The sequence below is a fragment of the Pectobacterium carotovorum genome (assembly GCF_900129615.1).
Lineage (GTDB): Bacteria > Pseudomonadota > Gammaproteobacteria > Enterobacterales > Enterobacteriaceae > Pectobacterium > Pectobacterium carotovorum.
This window is the reverse complement of sequence record NZ_FQWI01000012.1, coordinates 38,753-63,483: the sequence shown is the minus strand read 5'-3', so window position 1 is coordinate 63,483 and position 24,731 is coordinate 38,753. Positions and strand designations below refer to the sequence as shown.

General features: G+C 54.3%; 22 protein-coding genes and 1 pseudogene. 7 read left to right on the top strand and 16 right to left on the bottom strand.

Annotation, left to right across the window (positions count from 1 at the left end):
- Positions 1-237: 237 nt before the first annotated feature.
- The 3 genes from proA to crl form a co-directional block, all read right to left on the bottom strand.
- A complete protein-coding gene (gene proA, locus BUB06_RS19395; RefSeq protein WP_039475419.1) occupies positions 238-1,491 on the bottom strand; it encodes a glutamate-5-semialdehyde dehydrogenase in 1,254 nt (417 codons plus the stop codon).
- A 10-nt stretch (positions 1,492-1,501) separates the two neighbouring features.
- Positions 1,502-2,605, bottom strand: coding sequence for a glutamate 5-kinase (gene proB, locus BUB06_RS19390; RefSeq protein WP_005975751.1), 1,104 nt, complete (start codon positions 2,603-2,605; stop codon positions 1,502-1,504).
- Between the two features lie 123 nt (positions 2,606-2,728).
- Entirely contained in the window at positions 2,729-3,103 is a 375-nt protein-coding gene (crl, locus tag BUB06_RS19385) for a sigma factor-binding protein Crl (RefSeq protein WP_029368810.1), read from the bottom strand.
- Positions 3,104-3,285: 182 nt separating this feature from the next.
- Here crl and BUB06_RS19380 point away from each other — a divergent pair, with 182 nt between their 5' ends.
- Positions 3,286-3,621: a 5-carboxymethyl-2-hydroxymuconate Delta-isomerase gene (locus BUB06_RS19380; protein WP_039475423.1), complete on the top strand. Its 336-nt coding sequence runs from the start codon at positions 3,286-3,288 to the stop codon at positions 3,619-3,621.
- A gap of 80 nt (positions 3,622-3,701) precedes the next feature.
- Here BUB06_RS19380 and frsA read toward each other — a convergent pair whose 3' ends face one another.
- Together frsA and gpt are read right to left on the bottom strand one after the other, a co-directional pair.
- A complete protein-coding gene (frsA, locus tag BUB06_RS19375) occupies positions 3,702-4,949 on the bottom strand; it encodes an esterase FrsA (protein ID WP_039475426.1) in 1,248 nt (415 codons plus the stop codon).
- Between the two features lie 241 nt (positions 4,950-5,190).
- Entirely contained in the window at positions 5,191-5,649 is a 459-nt protein-coding gene (gene gpt / locus BUB06_RS19370; RefSeq protein ID WP_010282559.1) for a xanthine phosphoribosyltransferase, read from the bottom strand.
- A gap of 331 nt (positions 5,650-5,980) precedes the next feature.
- Between gpt and pepD the strand changes: the two genes are divergently transcribed.
- A complete protein-coding gene (pepD, locus tag BUB06_RS19365; RefSeq protein WP_039475431.1) occupies positions 5,981-7,441 on the top strand; it encodes a beta-Ala-His dipeptidase in 1,461 nt (486 codons plus the stop codon).
- A gap of 66 nt (positions 7,442-7,507) precedes the next feature.
- Here the strand turns inward: pepD and dinB are convergent, their stop codons facing one another.
- Both dinB and BUB06_RS19355 read right to left on the bottom strand, forming a co-directional pair.
- Positions 7,508-8,566: a DNA polymerase IV gene (gene dinB, locus BUB06_RS19360; protein ID WP_039475433.1), complete on the bottom strand. Its 1,059-nt coding sequence runs from the start codon at positions 8,564-8,566 to the stop codon at positions 7,508-7,510.
- Positions 8,567-8,641: 75 nt separating this feature from the next.
- Positions 8,642-9,442 carry a helix-turn-helix transcriptional regulator gene (locus BUB06_RS19355; RefSeq protein ID WP_039475436.1) on the bottom strand — a complete coding sequence of 267 codons (801 nt, stop codon included), beginning with the start codon at positions 9,440-9,442 and terminating at the stop codon, positions 8,642-8,644.
- 220 nt (positions 9,443-9,662) lie between these two features.
- Here BUB06_RS19355 and BUB06_RS19350 point away from each other — a divergent pair.
- Both BUB06_RS19350 and dpaA read left to right on the top strand, forming a co-directional pair.
- Positions 9,663-10,445, top strand: a pseudogene (locus tag BUB06_RS19350) (class I SAM-dependent methyltransferase); the annotation flags it as partial.
- 256 nt (positions 10,446-10,701) lie between these two features.
- Positions 10,702-11,436, top strand: a complete 735-nt coding sequence (dpaA, locus tag BUB06_RS19345) for a peptidoglycan meso-diaminopimelic acid protein amidase (protein WP_014916404.1) — start codon at positions 10,702-10,704, stop codon at positions 11,434-11,436.
- Here dpaA and BUB06_RS19340 read toward each other — a convergent pair.
- Positions 11,407-12,174, bottom strand: coding sequence for a class II glutamine amidotransferase (locus tag BUB06_RS19340; RefSeq protein WP_010306060.1), 768 nt, complete (start codon positions 12,172-12,174; stop codon positions 11,407-11,409). The two genes, dpaA and BUB06_RS19340, sit on opposite strands and share 30 nt — an antisense overlap.
- Before the next feature lie 233 nt (positions 12,175-12,407).
- Positions 12,408-12,989: a D-sedoheptulose 7-phosphate isomerase gene (gene lpcA, locus BUB06_RS19330; protein WP_005975726.1), complete on the bottom strand. Its 582-nt coding sequence runs from the start codon at positions 12,987-12,989 to the stop codon at positions 12,408-12,410.
- Positions 12,990-13,338: 349 nt separating this feature from the next.
- Here lpcA and fadE point away from each other — a divergent pair, with 349 nt between their 5' ends.
- Positions 13,339-15,786, top strand: a complete 2,448-nt coding sequence (fadE, locus tag BUB06_RS19325; RefSeq protein WP_039475439.1) for an acyl-CoA dehydrogenase FadE — start codon at positions 13,339-13,341, stop codon at positions 15,784-15,786.
- 96 nt (positions 15,787-15,882) lie between these two features.
- Positions 15,883-16,233 (top strand): HNH nuclease YajD, encoded by a 351-nt coding sequence (yajD, locus tag BUB06_RS19320; RefSeq protein ID WP_010282592.1) that lies wholly within the window; start codon positions 15,883-15,885, stop codon positions 16,231-16,233.
- 61 nt (positions 16,234-16,294) lie between these two features.
- Here the strand turns inward: yajD and mtnK are convergent, their stop codons facing one another.
- Positions 16,295-17,497, bottom strand: coding sequence for an S-methyl-5-thioribose kinase (gene mtnK / locus BUB06_RS19315; protein ID WP_039475442.1), 1,203 nt, complete (start codon positions 17,495-17,497; stop codon positions 16,295-16,297).
- A gap of 136 nt (positions 17,498-17,633) precedes the next feature.
- Between mtnK and mtnA the strand changes: the two genes are divergently transcribed.
- The gene (gene mtnA / locus BUB06_RS19310; RefSeq protein ID WP_039475444.1) at positions 17,634-18,662 is read left to right on the top strand and encodes an S-methyl-5-thioribose-1-phosphate isomerase; all 1,029 of its coding nucleotides are present in this window, start codon (positions 17,634-17,636) and stop codon (positions 18,660-18,662) included.
- Between the two features lie 59 nt (positions 18,663-18,721).
- Here mtnA and BUB06_RS19305 read toward each other — a convergent pair whose 3' ends face one another.
- From BUB06_RS19305 to BUB06_RS19280, 6 genes are all read right to left on the bottom strand, one after another.
- On the bottom strand, positions 18,722-18,988 hold the full coding sequence (locus BUB06_RS19305; protein WP_039475447.1) for a type VI secretion system PAAR protein: 267 nt from the start codon (positions 18,986-18,988) through the stop codon (positions 18,722-18,724).
- Positions 18,989-19,047: 59 nt separating this feature from the next.
- Positions 19,048-20,763, bottom strand: a complete 1,716-nt coding sequence (locus BUB06_RS19300; RefSeq protein ID WP_039475450.1) for a DUF2235 domain-containing protein — start codon at positions 20,761-20,763, stop codon at positions 19,048-19,050.
- A complete protein-coding gene (locus BUB06_RS19295; protein ID WP_039475544.1) occupies positions 20,760-21,281 on the bottom strand; it encodes a membrane protein in 522 nt (173 codons plus the stop codon). The genes BUB06_RS19300 and BUB06_RS19295 overlap by 4 nt, the downstream gene beginning before the upstream one ends.
- A 117-nt stretch (positions 21,282-21,398) precedes the next feature.
- Positions 21,399-21,917: a membrane protein gene (locus tag BUB06_RS19290; RefSeq protein ID WP_039475452.1), complete on the bottom strand. Its 519-nt coding sequence runs from the start codon at positions 21,915-21,917 to the stop codon at positions 21,399-21,401.
- Complete coding sequence (locus tag BUB06_RS19285; protein ID WP_039475453.1) at positions 21,914-22,639, bottom strand: DUF4123 domain-containing protein; 726 nt, start codon at positions 22,637-22,639, stop codon at positions 21,914-21,916. Before BUB06_RS19285 ends, BUB06_RS19290 begins: the two co-directional genes overlap by 4 nt.
- A gap of 1 nt (position 22,640) precedes the next feature.
- Positions 22,641-24,668, bottom strand: coding sequence for a type VI secretion system Vgr family protein (locus tag BUB06_RS19280; protein WP_039475456.1), 2,028 nt, complete (start codon positions 24,666-24,668; stop codon positions 22,641-22,643).
- Between the last annotated feature and the right edge of the window lie 63 nt (positions 24,669-24,731).

Sequence of the window (24,731 nt, the reverse complement as noted above, 5' to 3'; positions counted from 1 at the left end):
AGGCTATGTATTTGTGAAATATCACACAAAGCATAGCCTGTTGCTATTGGAGGATATTTTTCTGATGCAGTGAATTTATTGTTTTTTATTACTGTATAAAATTTTAAATTAAAAAATACAACACAACAAAGAATTACAGTTGGAATAATATTTCTTATTTAGAAAAAATACTGAAGTAAAAAATGGAGTAAAAATAATGCTGCGCATATCGCTTTGATATACGCAGCTATTAAGCGATTAGGCGCGAATCAGATCGTCGCCATAACCAATCCACTTATAGGTGGTCAGCGCTTCCAACCCCATTGGACCGCGCGCATGCAGTTTCTGGGTGCTGACCGCCACTTCCGCGCCCAGACCGAACTGGCCGCCGTCGGTGAAGCGCGTACTGGCATTGACATACACCGCAGAGGAATCCACTTCACGCACGAAGCGTTCCGCATTGCTCAAGGAGCGCGTCAGAATCGCATCAGAGTGCTGTGTACCATGTTCGCGAATATGGGAAACCGCTGCATCCAGATCGTCCACCAGCGTGACGTTCAGGTCGTTAGAGAGCCATTCATCGTTATAGTTGGCTTCTTCCACGGCAACGACGCTTGCCGGGCCATCGGTCAGATAAGGCATCGCTGAAGGGCTAGCGTGGAGCGTAACGCCTGCCGCCGCCATTTTTTTGCTCAGCGCTGGCAAGAAACGAGCGGCAATACGTTGATTGACCAGCAGCGTTTCCAGGCTGTTACAGGCGCTAGGGCGCTGCACTTTGGCGCTTTCAATGACCGTCAACGCTTTGTCGAAATCAATACTGTCGTCAGCATAGATGTGACAAACGCCAATCCCCCCAGTGATGACCGGAATCGTCGATTGTTCACGACACAGCTTATGCAGACCTGCACCACCGCGCGGAATCAGCATATCCACGTAGCGATCCAGCTTAAGCAGTTGATTGACCAGTTCACGATCCGGGCTTTCAATCGCCTGCACCGCAGCAGCAGGCAGGCCGCATTGCGATAGCGCCTGCTGAATCACTTTTACCGTCGCCGCGTTGGTGCGGTACGTCTCTTTGCCACCGCGCAGAATCACCGCGTTACCGGTTTTCAGGCACAGGGACGCCACATCAATGGTGACGTTCGGGCGCGCTTCATAAATCACCCCGACCACGCCGAGCGGCACACGACGACGCTCCAGCTTAAGCCCGTTATCCAACATGCTGCCGTCAATCACCTGCCCTACCGGATCGGTCAGGCGACAGACCTGACGCACATCGCTGGCGATCGCATTCAGTCGTTCCTGCGTTAAGAGCAGGCGATCCTGCAACGCCTCACTCATGCCATTTTGGCGCGCATCGGCTAAATCCAGCGCGTTAGCCGCGAGAATCGTCGCGCTCTCAGCTTCCAGCAAATCCGCAATCGTCAGCAGCGCACGATCTTTCTGAGCCGTGCTCAAGACCGCCAACTGATAAGAGGCCGCTTTTGCCGCTTTACCCATTTGTTCAAGCATCGCGAACTCCTTAATTGATAATCATATCGTCGCGATGGATAGCCACCGGACCGTATTCGTAGCCAAGAATATCGGCAATCTGTTGAGAATGGTGTCCGGCAATCATACGCAGCGCATCGCTGTTATAGCGCGTCACCGCATGCGCCACATCGCGGCCCGCCAGACTACGCACGCGGATCACTTCACCACGAGAGAAGTTCCCTTCTACGGTGCGGATACCTTTAGGGAGCAGCGAACTGCCGCGTTCGAGGATCGCAGAGAGCGCGCCGTCATCAACGGTGATTTCCCCCGCCGGCGGTGCACCGAAAATCCAGTGTTTGCGGCTTTCCAGCGGCGCATCCAGTGCATGAAAACGCGTTCCGACAGAAATATCCGCAATCACATCGCCAATCACGCCCGGTTTGCTGCCTGCGGCAATCACCACGTCGATACCCGCACGGCAGGCCACATCGGCAGCCTGCAATTTGGTCGACATGCCGCCCGTTCCGAGGCCAGACACGCTATCACCCGCAATGCTGCGCAGCGCATCGTTGATGCCAGTGACTTCACGGATCAGCTCCGCATCGGGATTATTACGCGGATCGGCGGTAAACAGCCCAGCCTGATCGGTCAGCAGCAGCAGCTTATCCGCATCGGCCAGAATCGCCGCCAGCGCAGACAGGTTGTCGTTGTCGCCGACCTTGATCTCAGCGGTCGCAACCGCATCATTTTCATTAATCACCGGAACGATGTTGTTATCCAGTAGCGCCCGCATGGTGTCGCGCGCGTTGAGGAAGCGCTCACGATCTTCCATATCCGCGCGCGTCAGCAGCATCTGCCCCACGTGGATACCGTAGATGGAAAAAAGCTGCTCCCACAGTTGAATCAGACGGCTTTGGCCCACGGCGGCCAGCAGTTGTTTGGTCGCAATCGTGGCCGGGAGTTCGGGGTAACCCAAATGTTCACGCCCGGCGGCAATCGCCCCTGAGGTGACAATAACAATCCGATGCCCTGCCGCATGTTGCTGCGCGCACTGGCGCACCAGTTCAACAATGTGGGCGCGGTTAAGACGGCGCGAACCGCCGGTTAGCACGCTTGTGCCCAGTTTCACAACCAAAGTCTGGCTGCCGCTCATAATTTTTCTGCCGTTGGATGTCAAAAAATAAGAATAAGGAAAACGTTGTAGCAGGACAGACGCGTTATGCCAACAGGCACAACGCGAAAACCTGCGAATAAATCGGGGATCGTCAGGGAAGTATCACGGTCGGGCGACGAGGGTACAGGCGGGTTCCAGCGCGTTAATTTGCTTCTCCAATCGAACATGGAAAGCCTGTTTGGCATTTTCCACCTGCTCCATCACGGCTTTGTCCTTGATTTTTTCCTCACGCCAGTTGCCCTTTTTATCAAACAGACCGTAGTGATATTCATAGGTAAAGCCTTTGCCGGTATCTTCCAAATTCAGCCACCAGCCCCAAAACTCCCGTAGTTCTGGCGCGGGCTTGATGTTGACGCAAACCGCCAGGCAATCAAAGAAGAACGCGGTATCCTCGCACTGCGCTTCACGGATATAAGGCCCCAACGACGTAAAATTTTTCATGAGTCGGCTTTTGGGGTGTCCACTCGGTAATATCATTTACGATCTCCTCTGGTTGAACCTTCTTTTTAGCAGAGAATGGCAATTTATCAACTACCTGCATGACAACTCACGTCTCTCCCTCTTGTTCGCACAGACTTTCCTGAAAAAGCATTGCCGCCCGACACGGAGTATTCAATACTCTGGTCTCTTCGTTTCCGTTAATTGAGAAGTGAAACCTTATGCCACATTGTATCGCCGAACATTCGTCAAACATTGATGTAAATGCCCTGCTCCCTGCGATCTATCGCGGTGCACTCGAATCTGGCTTGTTTGCCAGTGACGGCAGTGACATCAAAGTCAGATCCCTTGCTTACGATAACTATACGACCGGTGGCGAACGAGCCAGTTTCATTCATGTAGCAATCAAGGTGCTTTCAGGGCGGACGGGAGAGCAGAAAAGCAGTCTCTCCAATCGGGTACTTCAGAAGATCGAAGCACTTGGATTGAAGAATCTGTCGGTTACAGTTGAAGTGATTGACATGGATAGGCTTTGCTACGCCAAAAAGATCCTGTGATCGACGGCGATTATCTGGCAGGAACAGCGGTCCGTGTAGCGAAGATTCGCCTGCACAGACCGTGCGTTACACCTGCTCTTCTACACTTTATCCTGCAACCATCCGCTGATTTGCTGTAGTGCGCGGTGGAAATTCTGGTACACCGGCGAGAAATTAACCGGCAGCAGTTTCCCTTGTGCGGATGAATTCACAATCAGGCTCGCCTCTTCTTTCGGGCAGAGCGGATCGTTATCCCAGTAGCCTGCCAGCATCGGCGTCGGGCAGCGGCGTCCTAGCAGCCCCTGCGTTTTCAGCGAATAGCGCCCCAGCTCGGTTTTCAGCGAGGCATCCGTCGAGAACGGCATACCCAGCCGGCTCGCCAGCACATCCATAAACATATCCGGCACCTGCTGTTGGCGATTCTGATCGCTTAACAGATGGTGAACTACCGGGCCAAGGCAGGCCACACCGCGCAAACGCTGCGATTCCAGATACGCCAGCCGAACGGCGATATTGGCCCCAAAGCGGAAGCCAAACGCGACAACGCGGGTGTGATCGACCCACGGGACATCCGGCAGCGCTCGCAAAACCTGCTGATGCAGGAAGCTGGAATCCTGAGTCAGCTTCCAACGGGAAGAAAATCCAACAGAGGGAACATCAATCGTCAGCATTGCCATGCCCGCTGGCGCAAAATAGTCCTGAAACAGGCGATGATAATCGCTCTGCAACATTTCCAGACTGCCGCACATAAGCACCGTTGGGAAAGGCGCTTTCGCCTGCGCTGGCATATGCAGAAAACCGGTCAGCGTACCGCCGCCCGTAATCGGGAAGGTCAGTTCTTTGAGTTCGTAAGGCAGGTACTTGGCGGCCTCTTCATAGGCGCGGTTTGCCAGCGTTTGCGCCTGTTCCGCCAGCTCATCGCCTTTAATATGCGGATAGGCAGCAATGCTGTAGAGGTTGGCAGCATTCAACCAGCGTTGCCCGGTTTGCGCATCCTCTTCACTCTCGAGCGCCCGCTGCTGCCAGTCCGCGCCCTGCTTCGCCCATTCATAAATCCAGTTGCCGCCTCGGTAGCCGATCACCGTATCGAGCAGTTGCTCGTTGCTTCTGTCGGCCTTACTGGCAGCAATGCGTGACAGCACATCTTCGATTTCCCACGGGTCGACACCACGCCAAATCCACATCAGTCGGTTAATCATCCGATACCAACTGCGGGTCTTCTCCCCTTCCAGCGTAGAATGCAGCCCCTGCACATCCTGACTATTCCGCGTACGTCTGACCAACGTCGAGGTTTCTGGATGTTTAAAGGATGGTTTGAATAGCGTTTCAGACAGGTTAGCTTGCGCCACAGCAGCCTCCGTTAATGTAAACCGCTGTTAGCGGACATCAGACGACTTCTTCGTCACCCGTTAAAGTGTAACGAACTCAGGCTAGGGAAGACAAACATCAACGGCAGAAACACACGATCGGATCAAAGCCTGCGCTAGAAATGACGAGAGATAAGAAGCAATAATCATCAACAATAATCGTCAAAAACAACAATGCCCGGCTAAACCGGGCATTGATGGAAACGAATATTCGCTCTGACGATTAACGGCCAGACAAAGGCGGAACAAACACCACGCCCATATCCCACGGCTGTTCAATCCAGGTGTCCTGCGGGATATCGATCACGTAGTCGTCAACCAGCGGTTTACCAGCAGGTTTCGCAAAAATGGTCACAAAATGCGCTTTCGGGTACATATCACGAATCGCTTTCGCCGTACCGCCCGTGTCAACCAGATCGTCAATCACGATAAACCCTTCGCCATCTCCCTCGGCACGCTTCAGCACTTTCATTTCGCGTTGGTTGTCGTGGTCATAACTGGAGATGCAAACGGTATCAACGTGACGAATGCCCAGCTCACGCGCCAGCAGTGCGCTTGGAACCAGACCACCGCGGCTAACGGCAATGATGCCTTTCCATTGATCGGCAGGCAGTAAACGCTGTGCCAGTTTGCGGGCATGAATTTGCAACATATCCCAGGTTACGACGTACTTTTCGCTCATAAAATATATCCCAGCCGAATAAAAAACGGCTTAAGTTGAGTCTGAGGGGGGAAAAAGGTTGCGCGAGATTATAGATAGCCAACAACATAAAAACCAGTTTTTCTCAACGCGAGAATCGAGTTTTTCCTGTCAACCAGCGCCCTGCCGAGCCCGTTGGTTCATATTGCAGCAGGAAAAATAAGACAGAGCCGACGGCAATTCCCCTGCTTTGATGGAAAATGATATTCTGCGTTGACGCGCCATGTTCCGTGGCTAACCGCGATTGATTTTTAACCTGTAGCGCCTGCACGCCAGAGTGCGAAGATAGGTGGCTAAAAAGGAGACTCAAATAGTGTCTGAATTATCTCAACTTTCCCCCCAGCCTCTGTGGGATATTTTCGCCAAGATCTGTTCCATCCCGCACCCTTCTTATCATGAAGAAGCGCTGGCAGCGCACATTCTGGAATGGGCTAAAGAGAAAGGCATCTATACCGAGCGCGATCAGGTCGGCAATATTCTGCTGCGCAAAGCGGCAACCGCAGGCATGGAAAATCGCAAACCTGTCGTGTTGCAAGCGCATCTGGACATGGTGCCGCAGAAAAACAACGACACCGTACACGATTTCACCACCGATCCGATCCAACCTTACGTTGACGGTGAGTGGCTGAAAGCACGCGGCACCACGCTAGGCGCGGATAACGGTATCGGTATGGCTTCTGCTCTGGCAGTGTTGGCCGATCCAAGCGTTGAGCACGGCCCGCTGGAAGTGCTGCTGACGATGACAGAAGAAGCCGGTATGGATGGCGCGTTTGGCCTGCAACCTAACTGGCTTCAGGGCGAAATTCTGATCAATACCGATTCAGAAGAAGAAGGCGAGATCTACATGGGTTGTGCCGGCGGTATTGATTTCATCACCCGCCTGCCGCTGGTGCGCGAACTGCCACCTGCTGGTTACCACACGCTGAAGCTGACGATCAAAGGGCTGAAAGGCGGCCACTCCGGCGGTGACATCCATTTGGGGCTGGGCAACGCCAACAAACTGCTGGCACGTTTCCTGTTCGAGCAGGCGCAAGCGCTGGATATCCGCATTCTCGATCTGAACGGTGGGACGCTGCGTAACGCGATTCCGCGTGAAGCCTTCGCCACGCTGTCACTGCCTGCCGCTAACGTCGAGCAGTTGAAAGCGCTGAGCCAAGAGTATCTGGCCGTGCTGAAAAATGAACTGTCCGCCGTTGAGAAGAACGTGACCGTACTAGTGGAAGCCAGCGACAGCAACGAGCACCCGCTGACGCAGGACAGCCGCGATCGCCTGCTGGCACTGCTCAACGCCACGCCGAACGGTGTGATCCGCATGAGCGATGAAGTCAAAGGCGTGGTAGAAACGTCACTGAACCTCGGCGTTGTCACGATGGAAGACGACCACGCAGAAATCATCTGCCTGATTCGTTCCCTGATCGACAGCGGTAAAGACGCCGTCGTCGGTACGCTGACGGCGCTGGGCCAGTTGGCTGGCGCGAAAACATCACCGAAAGGTGGCTACCCTGGCTGGCAGCCGGATGCCCATTCGCCGGTCATGGCACTGGTGCGTGAAACGTATCAGAAGCTGTTCAACAAGACGCCGAACATCATGGTGATTCACGCCGGTCTGGAATGTGGTCTGTTCAAGAAACCGTACCCAGACATGGATATGGTTTCCATCGGGCCGACCATCACCGGGCCACACTCGCCGGATGAGCAAGTGCATATCGGCAGCGTCGATCTGTACTGGAAATTGCTGACAGCGCTGCTGAAAGCGATTCCGTCACGCGCTTAATCGCGTAGTCGTAAAAATCAGGGCGGCGCATAGACGTCGCCCTTTTTTATCCTCAACTGAACAGCTTTATCCCCAATCAAACACCAGCTGTCGCTCAATTTGCGGGTCGAGCAGCGTCACATGTAGCCCAACCAGCCGGACGCCTCTGGATTTACGCCGCTCCTGCCAGGTTTGCTGCGCAATCTTCAACAGATCCTGTTTATTCAATACTGGCCACACATGTTCCTGCGTCGTTTGCTGAAAATCATCAAACTTGAGTTTGACGCCCTGACGCGCAATATGCAGATCGGGCTTCACCCGTTTCAGGCGGACCTCCAGCTCCTCATAGAGCTGTTCGATCAGGTTTTCACACTGTTCCCAGTCGTGAATATCCTGCGCCAGCGTCTTCTCTACTCCGACCGACTTCCTCAGCCGATCGGGTGAAATCCGTCGCTCATCGATCCCCTGACATCGTTCCCACAGCACACGGCCAAACTTACCGAATTCTTTAAGCAGGTCCGCCAGCGCATACACCCGAACATCGGCACAGGTATGCAGACCACGCTCTTCCAGCCGCTTCGCCGTCACCTTCCCAACGCCGGGTATCTTCTCCAGCGGTAGCGTCAGCAGGAAATCATCCACCTGCTCCGGTGTAATCACATATTGTCCATTCGGCTTATTTAATTCAGACGCGATCTTCGCCAGAAACTTGATGGGTGCAATCCCTGCCGAGGCCGTCAGATTCAGTTCATCGGCGATGGTTCGACGGATTTCTTCGGCGATACGCGTCGCCGAACCGTTGCAGTGTGGGCTATCGGTAACATCCAGATAGGCTTCATCCAGAGAAAGGGGTTCTATCAGCGAGGTATAGCGGGAAAAGATCTCGCGGATTTGGCGCGAAGTGGACTTATACACTTCCATACGACCCGGCAACAACGTGAGGTGTGGACACAGGCGCAAGGCGGTTGCCGTTGCCATCGCGCTGCGGACGCCGTAGCGTCGGGCAGGATAGTTCGCGGTGCTAATGACGCCACGGCGATCGGCACTTCCACCAATCGCCAGAGGAATATCGCGCAGGCGCGGGTTATCACGCATCTCAATTGCTGCGTAGAAGCAGTCCATATCAACATGAATGATTTTGCGCATACTGGCCCTCTGACAATGCTGTATAAATATACAGATCAAAATCAGTATAGACAAGCTGCGCGATGCCTGCGGCGTTTACTGGGCGATCAACATAACCAGCTTAAATTCGCCCTGCATGGCTGGATGGAAAGTCTGTTGATGATAGGCGATATCGCCAAGCAAAGGGTGGTGGAAACGTCGCTCGCCGCCTTCACGGGCGGTTACCGCCTGCTGCGACCACCAGAGATTGAACTCACGGCTTTCTTCACACAGCGACATCACGATGTGCCGAACGGCGTCAGTAGTCGCGTAATGACTTGATTCCGCGCGAAACTCCGCCACTACCCGCTTCGCTCGTTCCGGCCAATTGACCACCAGCAATTGAGCTAGCGGATTCAGAAACATGAAACGCAGCAGGTTTGGCTCGGGATCGTGTCCCAGCCATCCGGCAAACAACTGTTCCGACGGTGCATTCCACGCCAGCATATTCCAGCTACCATCCAGAAGATACGCAGGACAAGTGATGTGATGCAGGCTGGCGGCAATCTGCGCATCCGGCGGCGTTGCCCTACTCTGCTTCTGAGAATCCTTCACGCCAGCAAGGCTAAAAAGATAATCGTGCTCTGCGGGTTCTAGCTTTAACGCCTGCGACACGCGGAGCAAAGCCGATGCCGAAGCGGACACATCACGCCCCTGCTCAAGCCAGGTATACCAGGTAGTGCTGATTCCGGCGATTTGTGCCAGCTCTTCGCGGCGTAACCCACTGGTGCGCCGCCGCCCGGACGCTGGCAACCCCACCATTTCCGGCGTAGTCCGCTCACGCAGCGCCCGTAAGAAAGCCCCCAGCGCTTTTGGGCCGCTCAGAGAATTGGCAGACATAAACGAATGTGCAGACATAGTCAGGTGTCCTTTTCATCCCGCTCGTCAAGGCGAGTTCGTGATGACAACAGCATGAGTGAAAGAGGTGTTAATCAAACAGGGAGTATTTTATACCCGTATAAATGCTCATATTGTACCCGTATTTTTCCCTCATTATAGTGTGTTCAGACCGACGTCTTCTTTAGTGGCTGGCGCGCCGCCGTTTACCCCATGATGAAACGAAAGCAATTCAGATAAAGCGAGAGCAATGATGGAAGAAAAACAGAACCATAATCATCGCGTCGAACATCAGTTCGGCTCACAGGCGCAGAACTACCTGACCAGTGCAGTGCATGCACAGGGCAAAGATTTAACCCGGCTGGCTGCTTTATTAGCGCCCTTCCCGCAGGCGCGCGTGATCGACGTCGGCTGCGGTGCCGGCCATGCCAGCTTCACTGCCGCACAGGCCGTCGCGGAGGTTGTCGCCTACGATTTGTCTTCCCAAATGCTGGACGTGGTGAGTCATGCTGCCGCAGAAAAAGGACTGCACAATATCCGCGTTCAGCAAGGCGTAGCCGAATCTTTACCGTTCGAGGATAGCAGCGCAGATATCATCATTAGCCGTTACTCTGCGCACCACTGGCATGATGTCGGACAGGCGTTACGGGAAATGCGGCGCGTTCTGAAACCGGGTGGGCGCGTTATCATGATGGACGTCGTTTCGCCCGGTCATCCGCTGCTGGACAGCTATTTGCAGACGGTAGAGAAGCTGCGTGACACCTCGCACGTGCGCAATTACGGCCCGGGCGAATGGCTGAGCCTGTTTACCGACGCTGGCTTTATCGTGCGTAACGTCACCAGCGACAGGTTGACGCTGGAGTTCAGCAGTTGGATCGCACGTATGCGTACGCCAGAACATTTCGCTATTGCGATTCGTGAACTGCAAAAAACGCTGCCGGATGAGGTAGTACAGCATTTTGAGGTACAGGTTGATGGTTCCTTTGTCACCGACATTATGATGATAGAAGCCACCCGCGCCTGATGCGCTTTCCCGCAATTAACGACCTCAAATTTGAACGGCCCGCATCCTTTCGGGCCGTTTTTTGTAAATGTTATTTCTTAGCGCTTTTCAACGCTTGATTAATATGAAACCAATGATAATGTGATTTCGTTTTCGTCGTTGCCTATTCGCCGACGAAATATATACCGATAACGGCAGCCCCAACGCTTTCGCTAAAACACCAGTAGCGCGACGCGGATGCCGCATGTAGCAGGCAATTTTATTATCAGGAACCATAATGCAAAAAATCGCGCTGTCGTTTGCGATGTTGTTTTTTTTGCCTTCTCTTGTTGTTACCAGCGCAGCCAGCGAGACCGCACCGCCGCTAGCGCCGATAGCAAAAGAATTAAAACAGCAATTATTAGGCTCTCCGATCTATATTCAGATCTTTAAAGAAGAGCGAATATTCGAACTTTATGCGAAAGTCGGTAACGAATACCGTTTATTGGAACAATACCCCATCTGTAAATATTCGGGTGGATTAGGACCAAAGCGCGTTGAAGGCGATTTAAAAAGCCCGGAAGGTTTCTATCAGGTTGACCTGCGCCAGCTCAAGCCAGACAGCCAATATTACCGCGCGATCAATATCGGCTTCCCCAACGACTATGATAAATCACAGGGATATTCTGGTCGCTATTTGATGATCCACGGTGAGTGTGTGTCGGTTGGCTGCTATGCCATGACCAACACCTATATGGATGAGATTTATCGCTATGCCGAAGCCGCATTACGCAACGGGCAGGCGAAGATTGATATCGCCATCTATCCGTTCCGTATGACGGAACAGAACATGCAGCGCCACCGTAATTCCACCTACGCCAGCTTCTGGAAACAGCTTCAGCCTGGGTATGCCTATTTTAATCAGCACAATCAGCCACCGGCCGTCACGGTGTTTAACGGGCAATACGTCGTTAACCCACCGTTGATGACCAGCCAGCCGACCTTAAAGTATGCGCTCGCCGAAACAAAATAGAACGAATTCACCTGGCATAATCTGATGCCAGGTTTCGTTGCCCGTTAGCGGCTGCGTTGCCAGCACGGTGACGACATCATTGGGTGTCGTCTGCTGCTGGAAATCAATCTCCACATCCTGATCCAACAGCGTCGCTTTACCAAACGGCGCGCGGCGAGTGATCCAGTAGAGTTTAGTTGAGCAATACCCCATCACAAAGCGCCCGTCCGACAGCAGCATGTTAAACACGCCTTTCTCCCGCAAGACATCTGCCTGTTTGGCAATATAGCGGAATACCGCTGGCCAGTTGCCCGGTGTACGCGGGTAGCGCTCAGCCAATTGGGACAGCAGCCAGCAGAAAGCAAATTCGCTGTCCGTCTGGCCAACAGGGCGAAACATGCCCGTTTTCAGGGAATGGTAGCCTTTCAGTTGCCCGTTGTGGGCGAACGTCCAGTTCCGCCCCCACAGCTCACGCGTAAAGGGATGGGTATTTTCCAGCGACACCGCACCGCGATTGGCTTGCCGGATGTGTGAAACCACCGCACACGATTTGATAGGATAATCCTGCACTAGCCGGGCAATCGGCGAATTATAGCTTGGCAGCGGGTCTTTGAACGTACGACAGCCGTTCCCTTCATAAAAGGTAATTCCCCAGCCATCCCGATGCGGTCCGGTTTTCCCACCGCGCTGTATCAGCCCGGTAAAGCTAAAGCAGATATCCGTCGGCACATTCGCGCTCATCCCCAGCAATTCACACATCTGACTTCCTACCCTTCCCTTCTCGTCATATTTCAAGTTGCATGTGCGTTGGCTACGTTACTCAGCACACTTACGTGTACCTCGCCCCGTTGGGGCCGCCGCCAGCAGCGTTCAAATCTGCCTTTGGCAGAGTTGTCACTCACCCGAATCACTTACCTGAGTAAGCTCATCGGGATTCCTTCCCTTGCCGCCTTCCTGAAACTCGAACTATTTAGAGTCTATTATTAAGCGGCTTACTGATCCGCCATCTCTTTTTCAATCAGTTGAATCAGGATGTGAATCGCTTTGATATGGATTTCCTGAATACGGTCGGCATAACCGAAGTGCGGCACACGAATTTCCACGTCGGCCGAACCTGCCATTTTACCGCCGTCTTTTCCGGTCAGCGTAATGACTTTCATGCCTTTCGCTTTTGCCGCCGCAATGGCTTTAATAATGTTGCCGGAGTTACCCGAAGTGGAAATCCCCAGCAGCACATCGCCTTCACGCCCCAGCGATTCAACATAGCGAGAGAAGACAAAGTCATAGCCAAAATCGTTGCTGACGCAGGACAGGTGGCTCGGATCGGAAATTGCAATGGCCGGATAGCCCGGACGGTTCTCCCGGTAGCGACCCGTCAACTCTTCGGCAAAGTGCATGGCATCACAGTGTGAGCCACCGTTACCGCAGGAGATCACTTTACCGCCCGCTTTAAACGCGTTAGCCAGCAGCACCGCAGCATTTTGAATCGACTGAATGTTCGCATCATCACTCAAGAAATTATTCAGTGTTTCTGCCGCTTCTTTCAGTTCACTACGGATTAAATCCTGATACATGGAATCCTCTCATTTTGTCTGGTGACAACATTCTTTTCTGTTCAGCAGTGTAGCGGATCGTGCCAACAGCGAGAAGCGCGTAATCACGGGATTGAGAGGATCGCTGATGCCCGTCAGAAAACACACGACTGCCGCTCGGTTTGTGAAGTGAGTTGTAATTATGATGTAAACGAATTGATAAAAATAATCAGATAAACTACAACGAATATAAGCAACAGGTCAGACCTCTTATGACATTGACCTACTAAGCCTTATTTCACTGATAACACGGTTCTCGCTTTCTACTGCCACACAACGCTCGGTGGAAAGCTGAAAACCCTCAATTCGATCACAATGCTGGAGACACGTTATGGTTGCTGTCAGTATCCTCCTCCTACTGATTATCATCGGCGCGATGTTTTATCATCGGCTCAGCCTGCTGCTTGGCAGCGCCATCCTGCTGGCCTACTTCGCAGCCATGTCCGCCATGTTGCTGTGGCCCGTCTGGCTGATGATCCCGCTCGTGATTCTGCTGATTCCGATTACTGTTCCCTCTCTGCGTCAAAAGTTGGTTTCCGCTTCCGCGCTGCGCATGTTCCAGAAAGTGATGCCGCCGATGTCGAACACGGAGAAAGAAGCGATTGATGCCGGGACGACCTGGTGGGAAGGCGACCTGTTTCGCGGCGCGCCGGACTGGAAAAAGTTGCATAACTATCCACGTCCGCAGTTGACCGCCGAAGAGCAGGCGTTTATCGACGGGCCAGTTGCTGAAGCCTGCCGAATGGCAAACGACTTTGAAATCACCCACGAACGCGCCGATATCCCGCCAGAACTGTGGGAATATTTAAAAGAACACCGCTTCTTTGCCATGATCATCAAGAAGCAGTACGGCGGGCTGGAATTCTCGGCCTATGCACAGGCACAGGTGCTGCAAAAACTGGCGGGCGTTTCCAGCATTGTGGCAATCACCGTCGGCGTGCCTAACTCACTCGGCCCCGGTGAACTGCTGCAACATTACGGTACGGATGCGCAAAAAGATCACTATCTGCCACGTCTGGCACGCGGTCAGGAAGTCCCCTGCTTTGCGCTAACCAGCCCGGAAGCGGGCTCTGATGCAGGCTCGATTCCCGATACTGGCATAGTCTGCTACGGCAACTGGCACGGCGAACAGGTCGTGGGCATGCGCCTGACCTGGAATAAACGCTATATCACACTCGCCCCCGTCGCCACCGTGCTGGGGCTGGCCTTTAAGCTGTACGATCCCGACCATCTGTTAGGCGATCAAGACGATGTAGGCATTACCTGTGCATTGATTCCGACGGACACCGATGGCGTTAAAATCGGCCGCCGCCATTTCCCACTGAACGTGCCGTTCCAGAACGGGCCAACGCAGGGTGAGAATATTTTTGTTCCGCTGGATTACATCATCGGCGGCGCGAAAATGGCGGGTCAGGGCTGGCGTATGCTGATGGAGTGCCTGTCAGTCGGGCGCGGCATTACGCTGCCGTCCAACTCTACCGGCGGGCTGAAGTCGATTGCCCTCGGCATCGGTGCTTACGCCCACATTCGCCGCCAGTTCAAAATCTCCATCGGTAAGATGGAAGGCATCGAAGAACCGCTGGCACGCATTGCGGGTAACGCTTACGTGATGGACGCCGCCGCGACGCTGATTACCAGCGGTATCATGCAGGGTGAAAAACCGGCGGTGCTCTCCGCTATCGTCAAATATCACTGTACCCACCGCGGTCAGCGCAGCGTGATGGATGCGATGGATATCGCCGGCGGTAAAGGCATCTGTCTTGGCCCGTCCAACTTCCTGGCGCGCAGCTATCAGGGCGCACCGATTGCGATCACCGTGGAAGGGGCGAATATTCTGACGCGCAGTATGATCATCTTCGGGCAAGGTGCCATCCGCTGTCACCCTTATGTGCTGGAAGAGATGGCAGCCGCGCAGGAGAACGACGTCTCACGCTTTGACCGTTCGCTGGTTGGTCACATCGGCCACGTCGGTAGTAACAAAGTACGCAGCTTCTGGCTTGGGTTGACCAACGGCCGCCTGAGCAGTGCACCAGTCAATGACAAAACACGTCGCTACTATCAGCAGCTCAACCGGCTCAGCGCGAACCTGGCGCTGCTGGCGGATGTGTCGATGGCGGTATTGGGCGGTAGCCTGAAACGTCGTGAGCGTATCTCCGCGCGTCTAGGGGATATTCTCAGCCAGCTTTATCTGGCTTCTGCGACGCTGAAACGCTATGAGGACGAAGGGCGTCAGAAAGCAGATTTACCGCTGGTGCACTGGGGCGTGCAGGACAGTCTGCATCAGGCTGAGCAGGCGCTGGACGATCTGCTGCGTAACTTCCCGAATCGTGCTGTAGCGGGGCTGCTGACCTTTATTATCTTCCCGCTGGGTCTGCGCTGCGCTGCGCCGTCTGACCGCCTCGACCATGAGGTCGCGAAGATTCTGCAAACGCCGTCAGAAACGCGCAGCCGTTTGGGACGCGGTCAATATCTGGTTGCCAGCGAACACAACCCTATTGGGCTGCTGGAAGAGGCACTGCTGGATATCATGGCCGCCGAGCCGATTTACCAACGCCTGTCGAAGGCCAGCGACAAACCGCTGCCGTTCATGCGATTGGATCAGTTGGCAGAGCAGGCGCTGATCGAAAGTCAGATTACCGCAGAAGAAGCGGATATTCTGACCAAAGCGGAAGCCAGTCGCTTACGCTCAATCAACGTCGATGACTTTGCATTCGATGCACTGGCCGCCAACAAGCCCGCGCCCGTACCGCAGCCGGAAAGAAAAACCGAAGCAGCATAAACAGAAACAGGCCGGTTATACCGGCCTGTTCTTTCCTTTAAAGGCACATCAGTTGTAAAATCCACACCATCTTTCCTTCTGAATGAAACCCGACACATGGCTTACATCCCCAAGAACTATGCCAGACTTGAAAGCGGCTACCGCGAAAAAGCGCTCAAACTTTTCCCGTGGGTATGTGGTCGCTGTTCACGCGAATTCGTCTATTCCAACCTGCGTGAATTAACCGTTCACCACATCGATCACGATCACAGCAATAATCCGGAAGATGGCAGTAATTGGGAAATGCTGTGCCTCTACTGCCACGACCATGAGCATTCAAAATATACCGATGCGGATATGTACGGTTCGACCGTCGTTGCAGGTGAAGATGCGCAGAAGGATGTCGGTGTTGCCACCCATAATCCTTTCGCGAATTTGCAGGCCATGATGAATAAAGGGAAGAAATAATCGGTTTGCCGCTCCCACCGATTCGTTAGCGGGAGCGGTTATCGCAGACGTGATTAACGAGTTAGGCGCCACTCTGTCGCACACGCGCCAGCAGCGCATCCACATCAGCAATATGCGGAGCCGCCAGCACTAACGTTCTGCCCAGCGAAATAGCATGCCGTTGGCACGCTAAACGCGCTTCCGTCTCCTGAATGCTGTCCAGATCGGCGACGTGCGCCAGCCCAATCGTGCGGCGAATCAGTTCGGTGCCGCAGTAACCAACAGCATCCCGCCAAACCTGCTGTAAAAACAGCGCGGCATAGCCCGATTCCGCCAGCGCTGGATCGCGGCTTTCGCTTTCGCTCAATGCCAGAAAACGGGCGGAAAAGGTCTGCCACAGCGTACGGATATCTTCCAGACGTCGTTCACGCCCCGCCGCCGCCTCGCGCGGTGCCAGCAGCCCCGGCAGTCCGCAATAATTCAGCAGCAGATTGCCGACTGCGGTGCCGACATCAAAGCCAATCGGCCCGTAGAAACCGAATTCAGCATCAATCGCCTTTAAGCGCCCTTCTGCCACAAAGATCGATCCACTGTGGATATCGCCGTGCAGCAGCGCCTCCGCTTTGCTCAGGAAGCCATGCTTCAGTCCGGCAACCGCCAGCTTCAGCGCCCGATCGTCACGCAAGGCCAGCACATCCGGCGTCAGCGCAGCATCAAATTGGTTTCTTTCGTGATCGATATAGGGGTCTGTAAAGAAAAGATCTTCGGTAATCTGACACAGTTCAGGGTTAGTGAACTGGCTTACCGCCGCTTTCTTCTCATGCGGGTGCTGATAGAAATCAGAGGTATGGAATAACGTCTGCGCCAGGTATTCCCCCAGCTGTGCCGCCGCCTGAGGATAATCCGCGCCGTTAACCAGCTCGCTGCGCCAGATACGATGATCGGAGAGATCTTCCTGCACCATCACTGCCAGTTCGGGATCGTGATATAACACGGTCACGGTATGCTGCGGACAAAAACGCGCATGCGTCAGCAACGTTTCGGCTTCAATGCGGGCGCGGTCAAGTGTCAGCGGCCAGGATTCCCCGACGCAGCGCACGTAGGGCAGCGCCTGTTTAACGATTACCCGACTGACGCCCGCTTCATCTTTAATTTTAAACACCAGATTCAGATTGCCATCGCCGATCTCTTCTGCGGCTACCAGCGTTTGCGGCTGACTGACACCACCGTACTGGCGGGCATATTCAACAGCGTCATCCGCCGTAAAAGTGCGGTAAAGTGACATTCCAACTCCTCGCTATTCTGTAATCAAAAACTGTTCTTAAATTAGAGATATGGACATAAAAACGTTCGGACGTCTATACATCTATCAGGCATCTTGGCAGAATAAGAATATCGATGCAACATGGATTTAACGACCTATGCAGACACTTAACACAACCAGCCTGAAAATTGTTGATAACCAACTGTGGATCCTCGACCAGCAGGCGCTACCGCAAGAAAAACGCTGGAGCCCGTGTCCAGATGTCGCGTCACTGGTTGAGCATATCCAGACGCTGCGAGTACGCGGCGCACCGCTCATTGGCCTGTCCGCCAGTCTGCTGCTCGCGCTGCTGGCCGAGAAAGGGTTATCACAGGCCGAACTGGCGCAGGCGCTGGAGACGCTGCGGGCATCGCGTCCTACCGCCGTGAACCTAATGAACAATCTGGATCGCATGAAGCTGGCGCTGGCACAGACGCAGTTTGTCGATGCGCTGGTGCAAGAAGCCCTGCGCCTGGTAGAAGAAGATCGCGCCCTGTGTGAATGCATTGCCGATCGCGGCGCTGCGCTGGTACAACCCAACAGCCGCTTACTGACCCACTGCAACACCGGCGGGCTGGCAACGGCAGGCATCGGCACCGCTATCGGCGTGCTGCTGCGCGCACATCAGCAGGGGAAAGTCGCGCAGGTGTGGGTCGATGAAACACGTCCACTTTTGCAGGGCGGACGCCTCACGGCGTGGGAACTGGGCGAGCTGAGCATCCCTTATCAACTGATTTGTGATTCGATGGCCGCCAGCCTGATGGCGCAGGGTCAGGTCGATGCAATTTGGGTCGGTGCAGACCGCATTGCGGCTAATGGCGACGTCGCCAATAAAATCGGCACTTACAGCCTCGCGGTACTGGCGCACTATCACCAGATTCCGTTTTACGTCGCGGCACCGCACACCACGCACGATCCCGCGTGCCCAGACGGTCGAGCCATCCCTATCGAACAGCGTGCCGCCGCCGAAGTCACTGGTGTCTCCGGCAGCTTCGGCCACTGCCAGTGGGCACCGCAGAACGCCGCCGTCTACAACCCGGCATTCGACGTCACTCCCGCCGCCTTAATCAGCGGCTGGGTACTCGACACCGGCGTGGTCACGCCACAGGACGTCAAAGAAGGGATATTTCAGACAGCGTTGAATTGATAACAAACCCAAAAATTTCCAAGAGCCTCAGGATACGCCGCACGGACGCGGCGAAGCCATCACCCAATGGTGACCGTTCCCCCGCCAATCAACACGCCACCGCAGCTCACTGCATCACCCGAGCGTACCGCGGGTTTACCGTCAACGAGTACGCTGGATGAACCGCTGCTAATGCTCCGGTCATGGCCGTGAGGAGCCAGCGGATCGCCTTGTCGGGCCAATGGTAGGCCGTCAACCTTAACCGTTGATGAACCCGCCGCAACGGGCGTCGGCGGATGGCTACCGTGCCCGGTATCGCTATCGCCTAATTTAACGGCATTACCCATTTTTTAGTCCTTTTAGCTGATTAGTCCTTTTAACTAAATAGTCAGTCTTGTTGCAACGATCATGCGGCAGCTTCGTCATCGGCAGCGATTACCTCTATTCCACGTGGGACGAAGAAATTATTGTTCCTCAACATCGTACCCGCCTGATCTTTCAGCGTAGCGAACTTGAGTTCCTCTGATGCGAAGTCGTGCATAAAATAATTGAAGAAAATATCCGCCTCATGAGGCACCCGCTTAGTTTCATCAAAAAATTTCACCAAATTGGCTCCCTGATACATCTGCCGACGCAGCCCCCTGCTTCTCAACACGTTCTCCGCATCGCGTCCGACCTGTATCAACCAGCCCCACTGCGCGTTCAGCTTATCCCGCTCACTTCCTGTCGCGTTTTGGCGAAGTATCTTGTAATCATGCAATTTTTCCCCCAGCCAAACGCAATAGTGGAGCATGTGCAGCTCGAACGCTTCCGGTGTCGGGTTCATTTTCCCCACCCATTTGCTGTAGAACTCACTGTATGCCTTCGCCGAGTAGCCCAGCCTGCTGTCCTGCATGATGAAGTAGCTTGCCACGTAAGGGTCTTTCTGATTAAGCGTTTTAAAGTTGGGAAAAGGCACCTGCGCTCTGCGCGCCGTTTCGAACATCTGTCGCAACGGCACCCGGCACAGCTCGGCACTGGGGCGCTGTTCGTTGGGTAGCAGTCCTCCCGTCACGTCTTCACTGATACCGGGGCAAAGCACTTCACGCCAGCCTGATTTGAGCGGCCCCAGAGGCAACAGAGGGCGGGATTCGCGCCGCTCGTGCGCCGCTATCAGGTGCAGGGCGTTTTTGACCGCGGTGTGGAGAGGCTTATCGAACTCAATCACTTTCGCGCCAAAGGCCGTGGTGATCATACCAACAACAGGATGCCGGGCAACCAGTCCGGCCCCGTCAGAGACGGTTGCCACGGTATCCCCCATGTCCAGCGAGCTGCGGCGCGTACAGTCGAACAGGCCAGCAAAAATGACCTCGACTTTACTGTCCTCATAACGGTATTCGTTTTCCACTTTGGTACAGACCGACTCCAGCAGTTCGTCGATAAAGCGCCGAGCCAACGCAGCTCCTAGATCGGCACCAAAAACGGAAACTTGGATTAGCTTGATGGGCAGTTGATTTGCTTTTTTGATATCCGCCAGGTTTTTTTTGAACTTATTTTTAGCCAGGTCTACCCGCGCATCGACGCCGGTCATGAGCAACTCAGCCACTATCGGGTTATCTCGAATAGGTTCTGCAGCTTCGAGCAAAGCACGGGTCGCCGCCTTTTTGGCAGCAGACGCTGCCGCGTCGAGGCCACTCTTCATGGTCCGAAGGTCGTCCAGTTGATTGGAGAGCACCTGACTCCAGTCCCCCTTGAAAACACCCTTGACAGTATCGACCGCCGTTTCTTTACCCTGCTCGACCAGCGCATCGGCATAATCCTCTGGCAGTGCCTTCTGTCTGGCATCCATAATACTGTCCAGTCTTTCAGACGGTGTATCTTCTAGGGGGGAACCTAAACCGGGGATATAGACTTTGGAATACGAATATGAAGAGGTGAGTTCAGCCAAAATTATTTCAGGATGGGCGCGAAACAAACGCCCAATGTTAGTCAGCCGCTGGCTATCTTCGTCCATATTGATATTTCGCTTCAGACCATCAAAGAAGAAACCTATCTGTAACGCCAGTGAACAAGTTCCTATCCCCGCCTGATGACGGCTTTCCTCACGCGCAACGCGACACTCCATATCGTCCCTGTCGATCATCGTCCTCTCCTTGTGCGATAAGGGGCAATAACATCATCCATATCAAGATAGCAACTGCGAACCCAACGCACGACCAGTTTGTTATCAGGTAAAAAAAGCACACAAAAATCATCTTGCCCCTTCTCACGCTTTGGCATCGGTAGGGTGATACTATTTTTCTCTGGACGAAGTCCCTGTTCTTCTTGTTGCTTTAGGGTTGCACTCAGTAGCCATTTAATATTGACCGTATCCCCGTCTATACGGTAGGGACCTGCTGTACCACCACTGGTATTAAGCCCATCAAACGCAAAGGTATTCCCCCCCATATTACCGTTGACGTACACATAGCTAATGGGGCGATCGATCACCGAATGGACAACGATTGACGCCCCGCCATGCCGTTCCTGAATCAGGAACGTCCAGACCAGCCAGAGCACCAGCAGAATGCTTGCCGTCCACCGCCCCCAGCGCGGCAAGATCTGCCATATCGCCGTGATCAGCCCCGAAATTGCTCTTGTTAAACCACTTGCCACGCTCATGTTCGTCCCTTTTTCTCTTGCTGATTCAATTCCTTTGCCACACGCTGGGTCGCTATCGTGCCTGATGACGGCTCTCTTCGCGCGCAACGCGACACTCCATATCATCCCAATCAACCATCACAATTTCCTCGTCCGATAAGTGTTTATTACATCCTGCATATCAAGGTGACAGCGATAGGCCCAACGTATCATCGGCTTGTTATCTGGCAAGAACAGTACACAAAAATCATCTTGCCCCTTCTCACGCTTCGGCATCGGTAGGATGATGCTATTTTTCTCTGGACGAAATCCCTGTTCTTCTTGTTGCTTTAGGGTTGTACTCAGTAGCCATTTAATATTGGCCGTATCCCCATCTATACGGTAGGGGCCTGCGGTTTTCCCTCCCGCATTCCGTCCGTCAAATGCATCTGTGTTTCCCCCCATATTCCCGTTGACATAGGCATAACCAATGGGTCGATCCATTACTGACATAACAACCAATGACGCCCCGCCATGCCGTTCCTGTATCAGGAATGTCCAACCCAGCCAGAGCACCAGAAGAATGCTTGCCACCCACCGTCCCCAGCGCGGCAATATCTGCCATACCGCCGTGATCAGCCCCGAGATTGCTCTCGTCAAACCGCTTGCCGCGCTCATGCTTGTCCCTTTTGTTCTTCTAAAGCCTGACGACCACCTTCCAGATAAGCTAATGCCCACAACCGTCTTTGAGACTCTATCGCGCCGGCCTGATCGGCTTTTCTCAGCGCTTTGCGAACCATACTCATCCTTTCACAGGGCGGGAAATGCCCACAGCGCTCTCCCTCTTGCCAAAGGGCCAGTACGCGATGTTCATCAGGTGAACCTTGCAACGCCCGGTATAACTCAGGTGTCAGTTTCACCGGAACAGGGTCATCTGGGGGGATCGATAGGCTCAGTTCGCGCCAACTGCCGTCGCATTCTCGCAACCACCAGCGCTCGATTCCCCCAAAAAGCCCACCGAACCACGGGGCATCGTGTTGTTCGACAAGCAGAGGCAGCGCGTGGGGGGTATAGAATCGCAGCAGTTGGCTAAATTGCCCTTCGGGCTCAATCACCCTCACCCCCAAAGCCAACTGCTTTTGCAAGGCGCTAAGAGGTTGGCTGCTCTCAAGCAGGCCAACCACATGCCCTTGCTGAACGAGCGTAGCCAATAATCTTTCTTCCTCATGCGGACACAGCCAGAGCCAGGGGCCGAGATTAATCAGTTCAAACAAGTCATCATGAAAATAGAGCGGCAAAAACGGCCTTTCGCTCAACCGTTCACGCTGTTCAGTGGTGAGGTAAGCCCCTTCCAACAGGACGATACAGGCACCCTGATGCCAGATTGATTCGGGTAGCATCTTATTCTCCCTGTATCAACGCATCGCCCTGCGCCATGGCACGCAGCAGACAAGGAATACAGATCGGCTTTTCAAGAGGCGGTATTTTGGGCAATTTGGGTGGAGCAACAATCTCAACTTCTCCCGGTAAGGTGGGCATGTGGCCCGCCCAATCAGAGCCAAAGCCCGGGCTGCCACCTGAATTCATCTTGATGCTGGGACCGACTAGCGTCACACCGCTGGGGTCAATCTTCACGAAGCTGCCACCCACTTTGAGCGTCAGTTCAGCCCCGGCTTCCAGCACTATCTTGTTGCCGGATTTAAGATGAATCTCTTGTCCGGCCTCAGCCAGTAATGCCTGCCCCAGTTTCTGGTGCATTGAGGCATCAACAGTCAGTGAGTAGCCCCCTGTAATATGGTCACGCTTCTCGCTCTCGACCGTCAGGTGGTCGTTAGCTTTAATGCGGGTGATGCGTTCATTATCAATCTCCGTGTGGGCATCATGTTTGATATGCCAGACGACGTCATTCTCAACGAGCGCGTTGAGATCCTTCTGACCGTGAAGGTAAATTTCCTCCTGTCCGGCCTGATCTTCAAAGCGCAGCTCGTTAAACCCTTCTCCCTGATGCGTCTTCGTACGCAGTACAGTTCGTGTCTTATGGGCAGGCAGCGGGTACGGCGAGGGATTGGTCGCGTGGAAGGTTCGCCCGGTGATAATCGGCTGATCCGGATCGCCTTCAAGGAAGCTGACGATCACTTCATGGCCGATACGCGGGATGGCGATCATCCCGTACTGGCCGCCCGCCCAGCCCTGACTGACACGCACCCAGCAGGAACTCTGGTCATTGCTCACGCCGTAGCGATCCCACGGGAATTGCAGTTTCACCCGACCGAACTGATCACAGTAGATTTCTTCCCCAGTCGGGCCGACGACGGTGGCGATTTGCGGGCCATCCACCATCGGTTTGTAGGGCATGGCTGCGCGCCATGTCGTCGTGCCTTTCACCACGGCAAAACTGTTGCTCATAGTCGTCGGTTCGCCGCCGCTTTCCTCTTCCAGCGCCTGCGGCTGCTGCCCGACATGCGTTACGCTCACCGTCTGCCACACCGCGTTCAGCGTCGCATTCGGGTGCTCCGTCAGGGTAAATGTGTTGCCCGGCATCAGCCCCGCGCAGTTGGATTCCCCTTCGCTCGTCACCGCCCCTGAGCGCAGCGCATCCAGTCGGTAACCGCTGAACGCCTTGCCACTCGGGTCTTGCTTATAGCGCCCCGGATAGTCGTAGTGCTGATAGCTTTCGCGCTGGTGCGCCAGCTCGCCGCTCATCTTCTTGTGCGACAGCCCGTAAGCCGGTGTTTTGAAGCTGTAGTCCTTCAGCTCCACGTCCGATGTGCTCACCCGCTCCGCGTAGTGGAAACGCCGGACATATTCGCCTTCACTCAGTCCCTGCGTCGCCAGATTGAAGAACAGCTCGGGGCCTTTAGTCAGCGCCCCCGCATCGTCGGCAAACACCACACGGTGTTTTCCCTCTTCGTATTCGTGGAAGAAGTACATTCCCTCCTCAGCGGCCAGCCGGGTGATAAAGGCTAAATCGCTTTCCCGATACTGCACGCAATATTCTCGCACCGCGTGCTCGTTACGCAGCGCAAAGGCGTAGTCGGTAATACCGGCTTCTTCCAGCAGCGCACCGATAATCGCTTCCGGCTTTTGTGCCTGAAAGATACGGGCGTTGGTGCGTAATCCCAGCCGCCACAGAGCCGGACGGACTTCCATCTGATAGCGCGTGCGCCGAAATCCGGTGTCGCCCTGCGTGAAGCCACTGACAATCCCGCTGACCCGACGTTTCAGTTCGCCTTCATACCAAATCATCAGCTCGCACGGCTGATCCAGCACCGCGCCAAAATCGACATCCGGCAACGCGCTCGCCAGACTCAGCGACAGGCTGAAAGGCCGGTTCAGTCCTTCATCCAGCCTGAAATCCACCACCGCAAATGTGCCTGCCTCCAGGGCGCCAACCTTCACGGTGAACTGTAATCCTGTACTGTTTGCCACCTGCTTTCTCCTTATTGTTATTCTTGTCCTGCTGCTACGGCTACCACACACGCCGATCTGCCC